Consider the following 16176-nt stretch of genomic DNA (forward strand, 5'->3'; position numbering starts at 1 on the left):
CACTATTTCTTTATTCTACAACTGCTTCCTTTTCTTCCAAAATCTTCTTCATAGCTACAGCAACGCCATTTGTCCATCCAAAACCATCTTGTAAAGGATATTCTCCACCGCCTGCTTGTAAGCTGGTATCAGCTACATTATATTTTTCCATCATCTTTCCAGTCTCTCTGTAAACCTTTTCATTTAAGCTTAACCATCTGTTGATTATATCCAAACCTTCTTCATGCTGACCGTAATTGAAGAAAGAATTTACCCCTATCCATTGCAATGGAGCCCAGGCATTAGGATAATCCCATTGCTGACCTGTTTCATTGGTAGTGCTTACTAATCCTCCATCTAACAATAAGCTATCTTTAACTTGCTTTAATACCATTCTAGCCTTATCCTTTGGAGCAATTTTAGCGAATAACGGATAGGCTGTAGCCATACTCAAAACATCAGTATGCTCGTTATCCTTATAATTATAATCTGCATACCTTTTATTAGATTCATCCCATAATAAACTATTAATCGCCTGTTTTCTGGAATTAGCTTTCTTGAGGTAATAATCAGCACTATCTAATAGCTCATCCCAGTTATAAGCTTGCGCAATTTTAATTTCAAGGAAATATAATAATACATTTAAGTCAACTGGGATAATATCCGTGGTCTGGATAGTACTCATTTGCTGTGGAGAAGCAAACCATCTGCTGCTATAATCCCAACCTGATTCTGCTCCTGCTCTTAAATCACGATAAGCTTTTACCGAATCTAAATTATTATTTTTAACAAGCTCATAATCTTCCTTAAATGATTCGGGTCTAGGCTTTGCATATTCATCGAAATATCGATTTAAAACGATATCATCTTCTAATAAAACAACTCTTTTGGATGCTGGATTTTCGGCAGTTAATTGATTGCTATTTCTCATCCAAAAATTATACTCTTGGGTTAAATAAGGTAAGTAAGAAATAAATTGAGAACGGTTATCGCTAGTAAGTTCATCAACCATCAAAGCAAAAAAAGGTGGTTGACTTCTTCCTGAATAATAAATTCTATTTCCATTTGGAATAAAACCTAAGCTATCAATAAGAAATGCAAAATTATCTAACATATTTATTGCTAGTTCATCCTTCCCAGATGCTTTAAGACCAAGCATAGTAAAATAAGAATCCCAATAATAAATTTCTCTAAACCTTCCTCCTGGTACTATATATGGATTTGGTAATGGTATTAAAGATGATTTATTTACAGAGTCAGCTGGCCTTGTTAAAACTGGCCATAAACTCTCAATATGTTCATACATATCCTTTGAATCATCTGAACTAAAATTTGATTGTGGATTTTCAGGAAGTTCAAAATGCTTCAAAACAAATTTTTCAAGATCAAAATCCTTCCTTTTCTTTTCAGCCATGTAACTGATTCTAATTTTCTTAAAATCAGACTTTGGAGTACAATCAACGAAGGTCTTCGAATCTTCAAATACGCCTTCTAATTGAACTCTTTTAAATAATTCAGAATCATAAAATTCTAGAAAATCTTCTTTTTCATTACTAATCTTAACCTCATTCTCAGGTATTTCATCGCATGAAAAAGTGATTAATAATAGTAAAAATAAAAGACTGAAATAGTTAGGATATTTTTTCATCTTATTTAATTGCTATTGAATTATTTTCTCTAAAAGTTATTTTTTTTCTAATCTCCTGTGCAACTTGCTGACCTTGCCAAATACCTTCTTCAATGGCCTTACGGTAGTGAATTCCTCCATATAATCTACTCATAGCAGCCTCTCTGGAAGCTTCCATAAATGAATCAAATTCTCTAGATGGTAAGCCATATTTTTGTTCAGTACTGTCTACAAAATGAAAATTATCACCATAAACATCAGTCAAAGCATTAGCTGCAGCTGTAGAAATCACACTATGACCACTCGTATATTCAGGAAAAGGGGGAGTTTGTAAAGTTGGGGTCCAATCTTCATCAATTCTTCTATTGATGATGGTCTCAGGCCTTATTAAATTAGACCTATATTTCTCATCCCAACAAGCAATAAAAGCATCTGCAAGAGCAATTGTTGTTTTTGCATAAGCATAACTACTTTCCATTAAATCAGAATCATGTGCTTTAGCTGCTATTTTTGTGATTCCCATCCAATGTCCACCAGGAGTTATTTTTTTAGTCGCGAACATAACATGGCCTGTTACATTCATCACATAAGGATTACAATCCCAAAAAGAAGCAATTTCCTTCTCCTCAGAGTTAGCATTTTTAACTACCTCATACACTTCCATAATCTCTTTATAAAATGGACTACCTTTCTCCATGCTGAATTGATATGGAGGTTGAGGAACAAACTGATCTGCACTATCTAAAACGAATGTCCTAATTTTATTCCAATGCGGTTCAATAGCAGCCATATAAGCAGGCGGTGTAGGCTCCCAATGATTTGGCTTATCACTTAAGGGATGTTTAGCCATTGTTCTAGTTTCTTTATAATTATCTTCATTAGCCCAAGCCTTTATGTGCTCGTGAACTAGCTTACCGTAAGCAATTGACGCTTCCCATTCCGCTTCTGTCAATCCCCTTTCTTTAAGTTTCAACTTCCACTCTGCTAACCATTCTTCTAACATATCCTCGGAAAAAATCAGCATTTTTGAGGTTAAATAATTAGCATATATACTGGCAATATCAATATTAACCTCCTCATTGGTATAATTTGGAATAGGAGTTAAACCATTAAGCTGACCCCCTAAAGATTTATAGCTTGAATCATTAGTAGCCAAAACTTCATAGGTAACTATCGAAGGATAAACATATACTCTGCTCGCTACAGGAGGTGAAAAAATGTCGTGAACAGTAATATCTGTTACTTTTTGCATCAGGGAATGCAAGTCTGCAGCCTCTACCTTTGTTTTTTGATGAGGCTTTTCAGAGCATGAAAAAATTATTCCTGCCGAAATAAGAAAGATTAAAAATATACGCTTCATCACTATTAATTATCAGTTGTTAATTCTATTAATTTAAATTCACTATTGTTTGATGCCACAAGTAGCAAGGTCTTACCCTTAATTTTTATCGACTTGATGTTTCTCACCTGACTATCAAGTTTCAAATCTCTGACACTTTTAATAGTAAAAGTAGAATCCTGAAATGAAAATACAGTACCATACTGAGCATCATACTTTCCCATTTCAATGTTATTCTCATAAAAATTACCAGCACCTAATAGTTCCGGCTTTGTGGATTTTCCTTTACTGACTATCTCTACTGCATTCAAAGTAGAAATCTGAAGTTCCATTGGTAACTTTTTAGCTTCAAAACCTTTATTTCCTTTATTTAAATATAAATAACTTGAAAAGTCATTAGCTGAAAGCTTTTTAGCAGATTCTAACTGATCACTTCCAAATATGCCTTCAAGACTGGCCCTTGAAAAATCCTGTGCATATTTCCATTCTTTTTTCAAATAAGGCAATTGTTTCAATAATTCAGCATGATTAGCAAAGGGGATTTCTTTTCCTTTTAAGAAATAAGTCAAAATAGGATCATTTTGTCCATTCCCATCAAAATCTTTTAAATATAAATTAACAGGCTCTTCCTTGCTTGGCTTAAACCTTGAATTTTCACCTACATTTCCTGCTATAATATCTAGAGTACCATCTCTGTTAAAATCTTCAGCCATTACTGTATTCCACCATCCACTTTCTGAACTTATGGATTTCAATTCAAATCCATTCCCTAAATTGAACATCACTTGAATAGGCTCCCATTCTATTGCTAAAACTATATCCAGTTTACCATCACCATTAACATCAGCTGATGTTGCATCTGTTAGCATTCCAAGGCTGTTTAAAAAGGGAGCAGAATCATCATTTACCAAGCTAAATGTTGCATCTTGATTATTAAAATAGAGTTTAGAACCTGGATTCAAGCCATATCCATAAGGAACAGCTCTCCCTCCAAAAAACACATCTTGAAATCCATCATCATTATAATCACCCACAATAACTGTAGAAGCTGTCATATTACTTCCTTCAAAAGTATATTTTTCAGAGAATACCCCTGAACCATCATTTAAATAAAGTCTTTGAGCAGTATATTCTGAATTGGCTTTGTATTCGTTCCCACCAGAGGCTATTAGTAGATCCTGATCTCCATCATTATCAACATCTGCAAAAACTGCATCAACATCTTCAAATACACTATCATTTTGAATGAAATGCTGATCTGATTTAATGAATTGTCCTGATTCTTGTTGAATCCAAATTTGACTAGGCACTCGCTTCGATGATCCAAAGAAAAAATCCTCTAAACCATCACCATTTATATCGGCAACCGCTAAAGCAGGGCCTTCTGTAGAAACCATATGAGGCATTAAGGGTTCTCTGATAAATTCAACTAATTGATTTTCTTCATGAACTATATCAATCCCTAATGAATCCTGTATTTCTACAGCTCTATAATTATAATTTGATTTTCTGAGCGTAGAAAAATCATAGGAACCTAGCTCATCAGAATAGGATATCTGATGTAAGCTGTTCATTTTTAAGGTACTAATGTCTTGAGATTTACCATTTGGCCAGATCAGTTGAATCTTATTGAGCTGAGTACTATCTCCTATTGCTATATGAAAATCATCCAGTACTGAACTTTGAAAACCTTTTACCGGATAGTACTCATAGCTCAATGTTTTGCCATTTTTTAATCTAACTATAACCCTACTTCCAATTGCATTAATATTACCTTTATAGCCAGTTAATTGCAGCTGCAAATAAGTTCCACTAATCCCTTTTTCAATACTGTTATTCTTATAAATAAAGGGTTTATCTTCTAAATTATTGACAATAATATCTAAATCGCCATCATTATCTAAATCAGCATAAACCGCTCCATTTGAATAAGATGATTTATTATTTGTTACTGATTCACTGATATCATTAAATGTTAAATCAGCATTATTAGAATAAAATCGATTAGGAAGCTTGATTTTAGGCATTTTCTCTACAATCTGAAGATCTTCCTTATCCACCATTCCCATTTGTGTTTTCATCCTTTGATCCTCATTTGAATTCATGAAATTCATATAATCAATATCATTCATTCTTCTAGGAATACCGTTAGAAATGAAAAGATCCTTATCCCCATTATTATCAAAATCCATAAATAAGGGAGCCCAAGACCAATCACTTGCATAAACATCCGCGTATAATGCGATTTCACTGAATGTTCCATTTTGATTATTCAATTGGAGATTATTTCTAGCAAATTGATCATTATAGCCAAAGGTCTTTTTGAATCTATATACATCAAAAGCGTCTTCTCCTAAACTACTTTTCAGGATTTGAGGATCATAAGGAAGCATGTCTAAAGAAATGATGTCATTGTAGGAGTCATTATTAATATCAGCCATGTCTACTCCCATTGAAAATCTACTTGTATGATTTATTTGTTCAGTTAAGCTTTCCTTGAATGTTCCATTTCCTTGGTTAATGTAGAGATAATCATTTTCATGGAAGTCGTTCCCAACGTAGATATCAGGATAGCCATCATTATTAACATCTCCCACTACAACTCCTAATCCATAACCAATTACTGAACTATTAATACCACTTTCTCGAGTTGCATTTACAAATTTCCCATTGTCATTTCTAAAATACTTATCTCCTGCTACATCGCTAATTTCACCTTTAAAGTCAGTCCTTTTGCCGAAAGTACCATTTTGATGAATACTGTGATTCAACTGGAAGAGGTCTAAATCACCATCTTTGTCAAAGTCGGCAAATGCTGCTTGTGTACCAAATCCTGCAAAATCTAAATCATAAGCAATAGCCTCATCTTCAAAAACAGGAATACCATTTTCAATTTTCTTACATATAAATAATTGATTGGTTCCTTTTAATACTTCATGATCACCTACTACATTTACATAAATGTCTAACAATCCATCTTGGTTAATATCAACCACAGAAGCTCCTGTCGACCAATATCCCTCTCCTTTAATTCCAGCTCGATCACTGACATCCTTAAATTTAAAATTGCCTTGGTTTAAGAATAACTTATTCTCACCCATATTAGAGGTGAAAAATACATCTACTAAATTATCGTTATTAAAATCAGCTGCTGCAACACCCCCACCATTGTAGAAATACATATAATCAAAAAAAGAAAACTCAGTAGTTTGCTCTAGATTATTTTCAAAGTTTAATCCTGTTTGATTAGAATCCAATAACTCAAAATAGGAATCATCTGAATTGGAACAAGATGATATAAAAACTAAAAAGAGTAGTGATAGTACAGTATGTAATTTTGAACTTTTGATAAATCTAATCATATGTCTATTTAGATTTTTAATCATTATTTAATTCATTTTGAATAAGATCGAAGTATCATTATTTCTGCCAATGAGTAGATGTTCTTGACCTTGAATTGAAATTAAATTCATATCTCTCACATTCCCATCAATCATTAGACTCTTAAGCTTAGAATTAAGGGCAAAATTACCTTTACCATCACCGAATAAAATTAACCCATCATTCGCATCTAATTTTCCAAATTGTGGTTTAAAATCACTTTCGTTACCTGCTAATATTAAATCAAGATAACCATCCTTATTAATGTCTAAAAGCTGAATAGAATGTATGGCAGAAAATTGAACTTGAGCTGGGAGTTGAGCTTCACTGAAACTACCGCCACCTTTATTGATCAATATTTTAGTTCGGAATGTATTGACTTCTTTATAATCAGCATTTTGAATCACCTCATTACCTAGTAATTCTTGTATAGACTTTTTACTGTAGTCTTCGTATTTCAAATTCTGCTTTTTCAATGCTGGTAATTGACTAATCATTTCACCCTTTTGTTGTATTGGCATATCTCTACCTCCAATAGTCCTAGTCAATATTTTGTCTCGGTCTCCATTTGAGTCAAAATCTTCAAGCCATATTTTTACTGGCAGCTCATTAGTAGCTGAAAAATAGAAATTATCACCTCTGTTCCCCACCACTAGATCCATCAAGCCATCATTATTAAAATCTCCAGTTTTAACTGTATTCCACCAACCTTTAGAATTGGATAGTTCTTTATTTTCAACTTTCTTAATTTGTCTACCTTCAATCTCGAATATTTCAATACCCATCCATTCTCCTACAATTATCAAATTTTGATTTCCATTTTTATTCAAATCAACTAAAACTGCATCAGTAACCATCCCTAAACCATCTAACTCTTTGGCTCTTCTGATGGTCATATCTTTAAAAATTCCATTCCCATCATTTTCGAGTAAATAACTTTTAGGACTTTGTCCATATTCTTGGGGCACGGATCTACTTCCAATAAATAAATCCTGGTCTCCATCTTCATCATAATCAAAACTCAATACTACTGATGTATTATTTCCTGTCTCTGGTATGGAATTTTCTTTGATTTTAAATGATCTAATTGATGACTGAACATATAGTTTATCATGATATACTGGGTAATCCTTTGATTGAAAATTCCCACCATATCCAAAGTATAAATCTAATCTTCCATCTTGATTTGCATCAAAAGCATGAATTGCAGTTACTTCAAATTCATTATCTTCTAAATTTTGCTGTTGAAAACTGCCATTATTACGTTGGAAATATAACTGTGTATTTTGACCTTTTGCACCTCCTATCACTACATCTTCTAAGCCATCACCGTCTAAATCAAGCACTTCATGAACTGGTCCTTCCTTAGAAAGCATTCTCATGATTAAACCTTCATAATAATAATCAACATGCTGATCTTCTTCATGACTTATAAAATCATGATTTACTTGAGTGAAGTATTCTTCAGAATTTATTGACATCTTTCCTGGAACTGCCTGCTCTAGTTTATCTAAGGATTCAAATTGAATATTCAATAGAGTATCAATTGGTGCATTATATATTGCGCTAATTAAATTATTAGGCCAAGTAATTTTAATAGAATCAATCGAATTGATTGAACCTAATCCGAAATGTAAATTATAATCTACTGAAGATTGGAAACCTCTGCTTGGCATCATTTGTCTATAAAATTGATTACCATCAGCATACAGCTGAACCTTTGTTCCTATTCCATCAATATTAGGTTTTTGATAAGCTAGTGCTACTTTCAAAAAATGTGTACTATCAGTTTTGGCATTGCTTTTATAAATACTGGAAAGTTGATTTAAATTATTCACAATAAGGTCAAGGCTGCCATCATTGTTTAAATCTGCATAAGCTGCGCCATTGGAAAATGTTTTTTGGCCAAGGCCCATTTCCTTTTCTCTATCATCAAATTGTAAGTCTCCAGTATTTATGAAAAGTTTATTGATTTGCGCATTACTAGGCATCTTTTTTAGCACATCTTCCATTTTATCCTTTTTGCCTGTAAGGACCATTTTTTGCACTACTTCATTTGCGAAGAAATCCATGAAGTCTGCATCGGTTACATCTTGATATACCCCATTACAAACGAAAATATCATTTAAGCCATCCATGTTTGCGTCAAACATAAGTGCTCCCCAACTCCAATCAGACTGAGCGACATTGGCATACCAAGCAATTTCTTGGAATGATTCACCCGTATTAAGTTGTAGTGCATTATGCATGTACTGGTGATAAAAATCTCTTCTTAATTTAAGTTGGTAAGTATTAAAATCTTCGAATTGCAATTTCTGCTTTATCAACTGGTCTGTTTCAGGAATCATTTCAGTTGTAAATATTTCTGGATAACCATCATTATTAATATCGGCTAAATCAGCTCCCATAGAAGCCAAGCTCATATGCCCCATCCACTTTTTACTATCTTCTGAAAAAGTTCCGTCTCCTTGATTGATGTAGATATAATCTCTTTCAAAAAAGTCATTCGATACATAAATATCCTGCAATTGATCTCCATTAATGTCACCAACCGTTACTCCAAGTCCAAAACCAATTAAAGAACCATAAATTCCCGCCTCTTTACTTACATCAATAAAGTTTCCGTTATCATTTCTTAATAGTTTATCTCCCCCTCCTTTTACAAAGTCTTTTACATTCCAATCTTCAGCATAAAGATCTCTTTTATTACTATTATTTAAAGTATTTACTGGAATAAATGAATTGTTGAGAATATAAACGTCTAAGTCTCCATCTCCATCATAATCAAAAAAAGCAGCGTGGGTAGAATACCCATCATCATCTAATCCATATTCTTTGGCTTTTTCTGTGAAGGTATTATCTCCATTATTGATAAATAATTCATTGAAGGGTTTTTGATCTGCCTCATACCCAGCATTACTGATGTATATATCTTTAAAACCATCTTGATTAATATCAACAATGCTAACACCTGTACTCCAGCCACCATAGCCTTTGATACCTGCTTTATCAGTAATGTCTTCGAATTGAAAATTTCCTTTATTTAAGTATAATCTATTACTTACCTGATTTCCAGTAAATAAAATATCTTGAAGGCCATCATTATTGATATCAATAATGCCAACCCCTCCTCCATTGTAGAAATTACGATAAGAGAAAATGTTAAAGTTATCTTTATTTTCAACCCTGTTTAAAAATGAAATACCAGTATGAGTTGAATCTAGAAGTACAAAAGTGGAATTCGTTTTTGATTGAATTGATTCCTGTTGATTTGAATCATTACAGCCGAAAAAAAGAAAAGTTATGAATAAAGAAGTAATAAAAAATAGATTGATTCTATACATATAATCAGAGGTTTTTTATAACCATAAATGTATAAAAAAAGGATAACGGAAAATAATCCGTTACCCTTTTTACAAATTTATCAAATATATTAATAACCTGGATTTTGCTGTAAATTCGGGTTAGTACTGATTGCTAAATTAGGTATTGGGAATAATACTCTAAATTCTTCAGTATTGTCTTTGTAAGACCAAGTATCCGTAAAGGTTCCGAATCTGATTTGATCTTGTCTTCTCCAGAACTCTATGTAAAGCTCTCTACCTCTTTCTGCTAACATTTCATCAGCATCTAAGCTTGTTAATGGAGAAGCTTCTCTTACTTCTCGGAGATCATTTACAATTTGAAGAGCAGTACCAGTATTACCTTTCCACAATTCAGCTTCAGCCTTCATTAATACTGCATCAGCGTATCTAAATAAAATCTGACGATTAGGGAATGCTCCACCATTCGATGGGTGATATTTCAACATTCTAATACCAGTAGCTTCACCATTACCAGCAAGACCTGGCAATTCAGCAGAGAATACTAAAGGATCACCATTTCTAGTAGTTAATGGATCTCCAGAAAAGTCATACTGTTGACCTACTAAGAAACCAAAACCTAAGCTATCTTCTGGAACATATCCTCTTCTCAACTCTTGACCAGAACCTTCAGCATTACTTTCAGGTCCTTCAAACATAGCATAGAATTCAGCAGTAGTACAGAATCCATTCCATCCACCACCAGCGTTACCTTCGAATTCGTTATGGTTATAATGCAAACCATTCCAGATTCTACCACCAGCATCTCTTTCTAATGTGAAAATTGACTCATTATCTGGAGCTGGATCAAAGATTTCGAAATAATCTTCTTCTAGTGAGAAACCTGCTGCAGTTACAGCATCAACAGCTTCAATTACTCTATCCATATCTGCATTATCAGGTGCAGAACCAGACGGGTTTCCTAAAAAGATATGCTTGTTTAAATAAAACTTAGCTCTAAGAAAATGAGCAGATGCTTTAGATGCTCTCAAAATTTCCGCATCATTACCAGGACCAATATCTGGTAGATTTTCAATAGTAGTATTACTTAAATCTTCTTCAATTAAAGCTACTGCTTCTTCTCTACTTAATACATCAGGTAGTACATCTGGACCATCATTTGCTGCTCTAAATGGAACCTGACCCCATAAATCTAAAATCAACATCACATTTAAAGCTCTTAAAAACTTAGCTTCCGCTAATTGCTGAGGACTTGCATTTGATTCAGGTGCAATAATCTGGTTTAATGTAAATACATTTGAATTCTGATTATTCCATCCATTTAATACAAATTGGTGAGTAGCATCCCATGTGTGTTGGTGCAATGTTCTCCAAACACCATTATCTCCCCAGTCAGTACCTCTAGTAGGAACTAATTGAGCATCAGAAGACACTTCCATTAAAGCATATGTGTTATCTTGGCTACCTAATGAGTTAGCTGTGGCAACATATGCATTTGTTAAGTTAGCCGCTGGATCAACCCCACTAAAGTCTCCAGAAGGTGAATCCACTACAACGGAATCTAATTCCTCAACTTCTAAATCAGTACAGCTAAACGCCACTACTGATAAACCTAATAATAATAATTTTATATTCTTCATGACTTGTATTTTAGAATGTAACGTTTAAACCTATTGTATAAGTTCGCGGTCTAGGAAAAGAAGTATAATCAATATTTAAAGATGGTACTCCATTCAAAGACTTATTAACATTAACCTCTGGATCAATACCAGAATAATCAGTAATTACAAATAAATTCTGAGCATTAGCATACACTCTTAAAGCGCTAATAAATCCATCATCCGCTAGATCAAAATTATAACCTAATGCTAGGTTTTGTAAACGTAAAAAGTCACCTGATTCTAAGAACCTTGTTGAAACGTCTGGTGCGTTTATCGCAGATTCTCCAGAAGTTAATACATCTGAAGTTACATTTCTACCATTACCTAAAGCTCCTGCAGTAAAAAATGCATTTGCTGTATTATTGTATATGTAATGACCATACTGACCATTCATATAAATATTTAAATCAAAGTTTTTATATCTAGCGGTTGTATTGATACCTAAGTTATATTTTGGTATTGGGCTAAATCCAAGAAACTGTTGAAAATCACCATCATTATATTGAGCAACACCTTCAGCATTATATCCTGCAAAATCTCTTAAATAGTAAGCGAATAATGGCTGTCCTCCTGTGATACGTTGAGCAAATGCACCCGTTAAACCTTGTCCTGAAATTTCACCAGTATCGATAGATCCTTCGTAATCTTCCACAACATTATTATTATAAGATACATTGAACCCAAAGTTCCAAGTGAAATCAGCTTCATCCAAAATCACATAGTCTAATGCAAATTCAACCCCTCTGTTAATCACATTAGCATCAAGGTTAAACCAAGTAAAGGGTTGTGGTGCTGGTTGTGCAGATGTAACTTGAATTAATAAATCAGTAGTAGTTTTATTATAGAAATCTAAGCTACCACTTAATCTACCATTTAAGAATCCATAATCTAAACCAATGTTGGTTTGTGCTGTTTCTTCCCATCTTAGATCTTCATTATCAAAAGCAACGGTTGATAATCCTGGTCTGATAATTTGACCACCATCATTAAATCCTATATCACCATAATCTTGTCTTCTTTGGTGAAGGTTATGAGGGATTTCCTGATTACCAGTAACACCATATCCTGCTCTTAATTTTAAATCATAAATAGATTCAGGAATAAATGACTCATCTGATATTCTCCATGCTAATGCAGCTGAAGGGAAAATACCATATTTGTTGTTACCTCCGAATCTTGTTGAACCATCAGCTCTTAAAGTGGCAGTGAATAAATATTTGTCCTTAACATTATAGTTTATACGTCCAAAATAAGATTGTAATTCATTTTTATTTGCGAATATATCTTCAACAACTGCATTTACAGGAATAGATGGTCTAGCAGATAAATCTTCAGAACCTGATTCTAATCTATTTACAAAGAACTGATCATTTCCTGGATCGTAACCAAATTGCTGATAAGCACCAGAAATTGCACCTCTTACTGAGTTACCCGCTGATTCTAAATCAGAAATCATATTGTTCATGTCAGATGTATTGAATCCAAATCCTTGCAAAGTATTACCGCTTCTGTTAAACTCTTGGTAAGAGTAACCAGCTAATACATTAATATTGCCTTCTCCTAATTTCTTATCGTAAGTTAATAAAGCTTCAAGAAGATTACTGCTTGTTTCAACAGTTGCAATACCTGCTCTACCTTGTTGGAAAGAAGTACCGATATTTAACTCTGGAGAAACTGCTTGATTACGAACAGAATTAGAATTGTCAAAACCAGTGTTAATTCTGAAATTTAAATCGCTGGTAATATCATAATCTAATGAAAGATTAATTAAAGCTCTATTCGTTTGAGCCTCATCAAGATTATATTCTAACATTGATAAAGGATTTCTTAATCCTGCGATTTGATTTTCAGGATCAGCAGGAAGAGTAGGATTAGCAATATAAGCGGCACCTAATAAATCTCCTTCAAAACCGGCATTATTCGTGATTGGAGGAGCAACATCATTGATTCTTGATAAAGTTACCTGAGCACCAAATGTTAATTTATCATCTAAGAATCTTTGACTTAAATTTAATCTTGCATTGAGTCTCTCCATTGCAGAGTTTTGAATAACCCCCTGTTGATTTTCATAACCAGCAGATACTCTATAATTACCAGACTCATAAGCATTAGAGTAAGATAAATCGTGCTTATGAGAAATAGCAGTTCGAGTAATCTCATCTTGCCAATCAGTTGCATCTCCAAAATCTAATTCACTAGCACTTGCTCCATAATCTGGCAATGCAGACAAATATTCATCAGCAGTTAACAGATCAAACTTATTTGCAGGTGTTGCAAAACTTACTGATGAACCATAATTGAAATTATTTTGAGCACCAGAACCACTTTTAGTGGTAATTAAAACCACACCATTTGCACCTCTGGCTCCATAAATTGCAGTTGCTGATGCATCCTTCAGGATATCGATACTTTCAATATCGTTTGGATTTAAAAAGTTTAATGGATTTCTAGGTGATGATGTTCCACTACCTACATCTAATCCCCCAGCTGTAATATCATCACCAGATAATGGAATACCGTCTACTACAAATAGTGGATTATTACCATTTCTAACCGATGATGTACCTCTGATACGAATGTTTACACCTGCACCAGGCTCACCACTTGCTGAAGTAATTTGAACACCGGCAGATTTCCCCTGGATTAATTGCTCTGGTGAAGCAATTACACCACCGTTAAAGTCTTTTGCCGATACTCTTTCTACCGCTCCAGTAGCATCTCTAGCCTCCACTTGGCCATAACCTACTACTACAACCTCAGAAAGCTGTTCAACATCTTCCTCTAGCTTAACATTTACTACACTTCTACTTCCCACATCAATTGTTTGTGGTTTGTAACCAATGTAAGAGAATTTCAACTTAGCATCTGAGGGTACAGATAGTTTATAATTCCCATCGAAATCAGTAGTAGCACCATTTGTTGTGCCCACCACTAACACGTTAACGCCAGGTAAACCTTCCCCGGTCTTTGAATCTGTTACCGTACCGGTAACTGTCCTATCTTGTGCATAAAGGTTTCCCAGGGAAAACCAGCATACACTTGCGATAATTAGTAAAAAGTGTCTCATGAATTTTTAAATTTAGCCGTTTAATTGTTCAATAAGTGCTAATCAATTATAAAAATCAATTATTACTTATATCATTACACTTTGTATATTTAATGTGTTTAACAATAATTAAACATCAATGTAAAAATTACATCTAATCTCTGCAAGACTTTCAGTGTAAATTGTACACTTAGTCCCTTACGTAATCGTTTACGTAAATATTTTCTACTTTATTTATAATCTTTCTAAATAAAAAAGGGCTTTTTTGTTAAAATAATATAAAAATGAGTAAACATAACATTAGGTTAAAAGACATAGCAAAAGAATTAGGACTGAGTGTCCCCTCAGTTTCTCGCGCTTTAAACAATAAACCTGACATCAGCGAAAGCACTAAAAAAAAGGTATTTGAATTAGCAGAGAAGCTTCATTATCAGCGAAATGAATTCGCAGTTAACTTCAAGAATCAGCAATCCTTCATTATAGGAGCTATCATTCCCCAAATCGTGCATCACTTTTTCTCAAATGTTATTAATGGCATTATTACAGAAGCAGAAAAAGCGGGTTACGGCATTATGCTGTATCAAAGTAATGAATCCTATCAATCAGAATTGAGAGGGGTTCAAACCTTTCAGAGAAGTATGATAGATGGACTTATTATTTCATTATCAGACAGCACCACCAATGTAGATCATCTTAGGAGTTTGCAAAATCATAATGTACCCGTGGTGATGATTGATAAAGTAAGCAATGCTCTAGAAACGGCTAAAATTATTTGCGATGATTTTAAAGGGGCTTTTGAAGCAACTGAGCATTTAGTGCAAATTGGCAAAACTAAAATCGCCCATATCACAGGCTCATTAGAGCCTCATACTACAAAAGAAAGGTATAGAGGGTATAAAGCTGCTTTGAAGCAACATAATCTCGAACTCAAAGATCATTTTATAAAAAAATGTAACTTAGTATCACAAGAAGATGGATATAACGCCACCCTTGAATTAATGAAGCAGCATGATAAACCCAACGCCATATTTTGCGCTACTGACCCAGCTGCAATTGGAGCCATAAAAGCCTTAAAAAAATTGAATATAAAAATTCCAGAAGAAGTGGCCGTGATGGGATTTAGTGATTGGAATATGTCTTCTGTTATTGATCCTCCCCTTTCATCTGTAATTCAACCCGACCAAGAAATGGGCAAAAAAGCTGTAGAATTAATTATAAATGAAATTGAATTGAGCAAACAGAATAAACCCGTGCAGTATAAGACCCACGTAATGGAAACCTCCTTAATATTACGTGAATCTACATTGGGCAATAAAAATGAATGATTTTTATGCTGGTACTTTAATCATTTTCAAATCAATCAATTTTGATTCTTCATAACCAATTGATAAATATCCAAAAACTCCACCCGCTGCTTCTGCAACTCTTTTTGCAATATCCTTCATGGATTCAATAAACTGAACGGCCCAATCTTTATCCACTTTAGTTAATATTGAATTTAATCTTTCTATTTCCTCTATTACTTGCTTACTTCTTACTTCTGCTTCCTGAGGATATGAATTTAATAACTCATTTAAACTCTCTTCAAAATCAGGGGCTACTTCTTTGTAATAACTTAATAATTCTTTCCTGGCCTTACTTTGCTTAATCTTCGTAACATTAACCGCCTCCTTTAATTCACTTTTGCTTATTTCCTCATCAGCGCCAGCGATTAATATGGTCACCATAGCCGGTATTTTTTTTAATAGATCTATTTCAGACTCATTTAAGTTTTGAAGTTCTGGTATCATAGTTTTTTGTTTGATTTATCAGCAATATAA

The 16176-nt window shown here is 33.7% G+C and carries 8 protein-coding genes; 1 reads left to right on the forward strand and 7 read right to left on the reverse strand.

The window, feature by feature from the left end; all coding sequences use genetic code 11:
• Positions 1–10: 10 nt before the first annotated feature.
• From treF to QYS47_RS11720, 6 genes are all read right to left on the reverse strand, one after another.
• Positions 11–1627 (reverse strand): alpha,alpha-trehalase TreF, encoded by a 1617-nt coding sequence (gene treF, locus QYS47_RS11695; RefSeq protein WP_322346304.1) that lies wholly within the window; start codon positions 1625–1627, stop codon positions 11–13.
• 1 nt (position 1628) lies between these two features.
• Positions 1629–2966 carry a vanadium-dependent haloperoxidase gene (locus QYS47_RS11700; RefSeq protein ID WP_322346306.1) on the reverse strand — a complete coding sequence of 446 codons (1338 nt, stop codon included), beginning with the start codon at positions 2964–2966 and terminating at the stop codon, positions 1629–1631.
• Between the two features lie 5 nt (positions 2967–2971).
• A complete protein-coding gene (locus QYS47_RS11705; protein ID WP_322346308.1) occupies positions 2972–6307 on the reverse strand; it encodes a VCBS repeat-containing protein in 3336 nt (1111 codons plus the stop codon).
• Positions 6308–6334: 27 nt separating this feature from the next.
• Entirely contained in the window at positions 6335–9670 is a 3336-nt protein-coding gene (locus tag QYS47_RS11710) for a VCBS repeat-containing protein (RefSeq protein WP_322346310.1), read from the reverse strand.
• Between the two features lie 89 nt (positions 9671–9759).
• Positions 9760–11289, reverse strand: a complete 1530-nt coding sequence (locus QYS47_RS11715; protein WP_322346312.1) for a RagB/SusD family nutrient uptake outer membrane protein — start codon at positions 11287–11289, stop codon at positions 9760–9762.
• Positions 11290–11299: 10 nt separating this feature from the next.
• Positions 11300–14377 carry a SusC/RagA family TonB-linked outer membrane protein gene (locus QYS47_RS11720; protein ID WP_322346315.1) on the reverse strand — a complete coding sequence of 1026 codons (3078 nt, stop codon included), beginning with the start codon at positions 14375–14377 and terminating at the stop codon, positions 11300–11302.
• A 263-nt stretch (positions 14378–14640) separates the two neighbouring features.
• Between QYS47_RS11720 and QYS47_RS11725 the strand changes: the two genes are divergently transcribed.
• Positions 14641–15681 carry a LacI family DNA-binding transcriptional regulator gene (locus QYS47_RS11725; protein WP_322346316.1) on the forward strand — a complete coding sequence of 347 codons (1041 nt, stop codon included), beginning with the start codon at positions 14641–14643 and terminating at the stop codon, positions 15679–15681.
• Between the two features lie 3 nt (positions 15682–15684).
• Here the strand turns inward: QYS47_RS11725 and QYS47_RS11730 are convergent, their stop codons facing one another.
• Entirely contained in the window at positions 15685–16146 is a 462-nt protein-coding gene (locus QYS47_RS11730; RefSeq protein ID WP_322346319.1) for a hypothetical protein, read from the reverse strand.
• Between the last annotated feature and the right edge of the window lie 30 nt (positions 16147–16176).

It is taken from the genome of Marivirga arenosa (assembly GCF_030503875.2).
Classification (GTDB): Bacteria; Bacteroidota; Bacteroidia; order Cytophagales; family Cyclobacteriaceae; genus Marivirga; species Marivirga arenosa.

Coding starts and splice junctions, on each gene's coding strand:
- treF (WP_322346304.1), bottom strand. CDS start 1,627: ATGAAAAAATATCCTAACTATTTCAGTCTTTTATTTTTACTATTATTA.
- QYS47_RS11700 (WP_322346306.1), bottom strand. CDS start 2,966: ATGAAGCGTATATTTTTAATCTTTCTTATTTCGGCAGGAATAATTTTT.
- QYS47_RS11705 (WP_322346308.1), bottom strand. CDS start 6,307: ATGATTAGATTTATCAAAAGTTCAAAATTACATACTGTACTATCACTA.
- QYS47_RS11710 (WP_322346310.1), bottom strand. CDS start 9,670: ATGTATAGAATCAATCTATTTTTTATTACTTCTTTATTCATAACTTTT.
- QYS47_RS11715 (WP_322346312.1), bottom strand. CDS start 11,289: ATGAAGAATATAAAATTATTATTATTAGGTTTATCAGTAGTGGCGTTT.
- QYS47_RS11720 (WP_322346315.1), bottom strand. CDS start 14,377: ATGAGACACTTTTTACTAATTATCGCAAGTGTATGCTGGTTTTCCCTG.
- QYS47_RS11725 (WP_322346316.1), top strand. CDS start 14,641: ATGAGTAAACATAACATTAGGTTAAAAGACATAGCAAAAGAATTAGGA.
- QYS47_RS11730 (WP_322346319.1), bottom strand. CDS start 16,146: ATGATACCAGAACTTCAAAACTTAAATGAGTCTGAAATAGATCTATTA.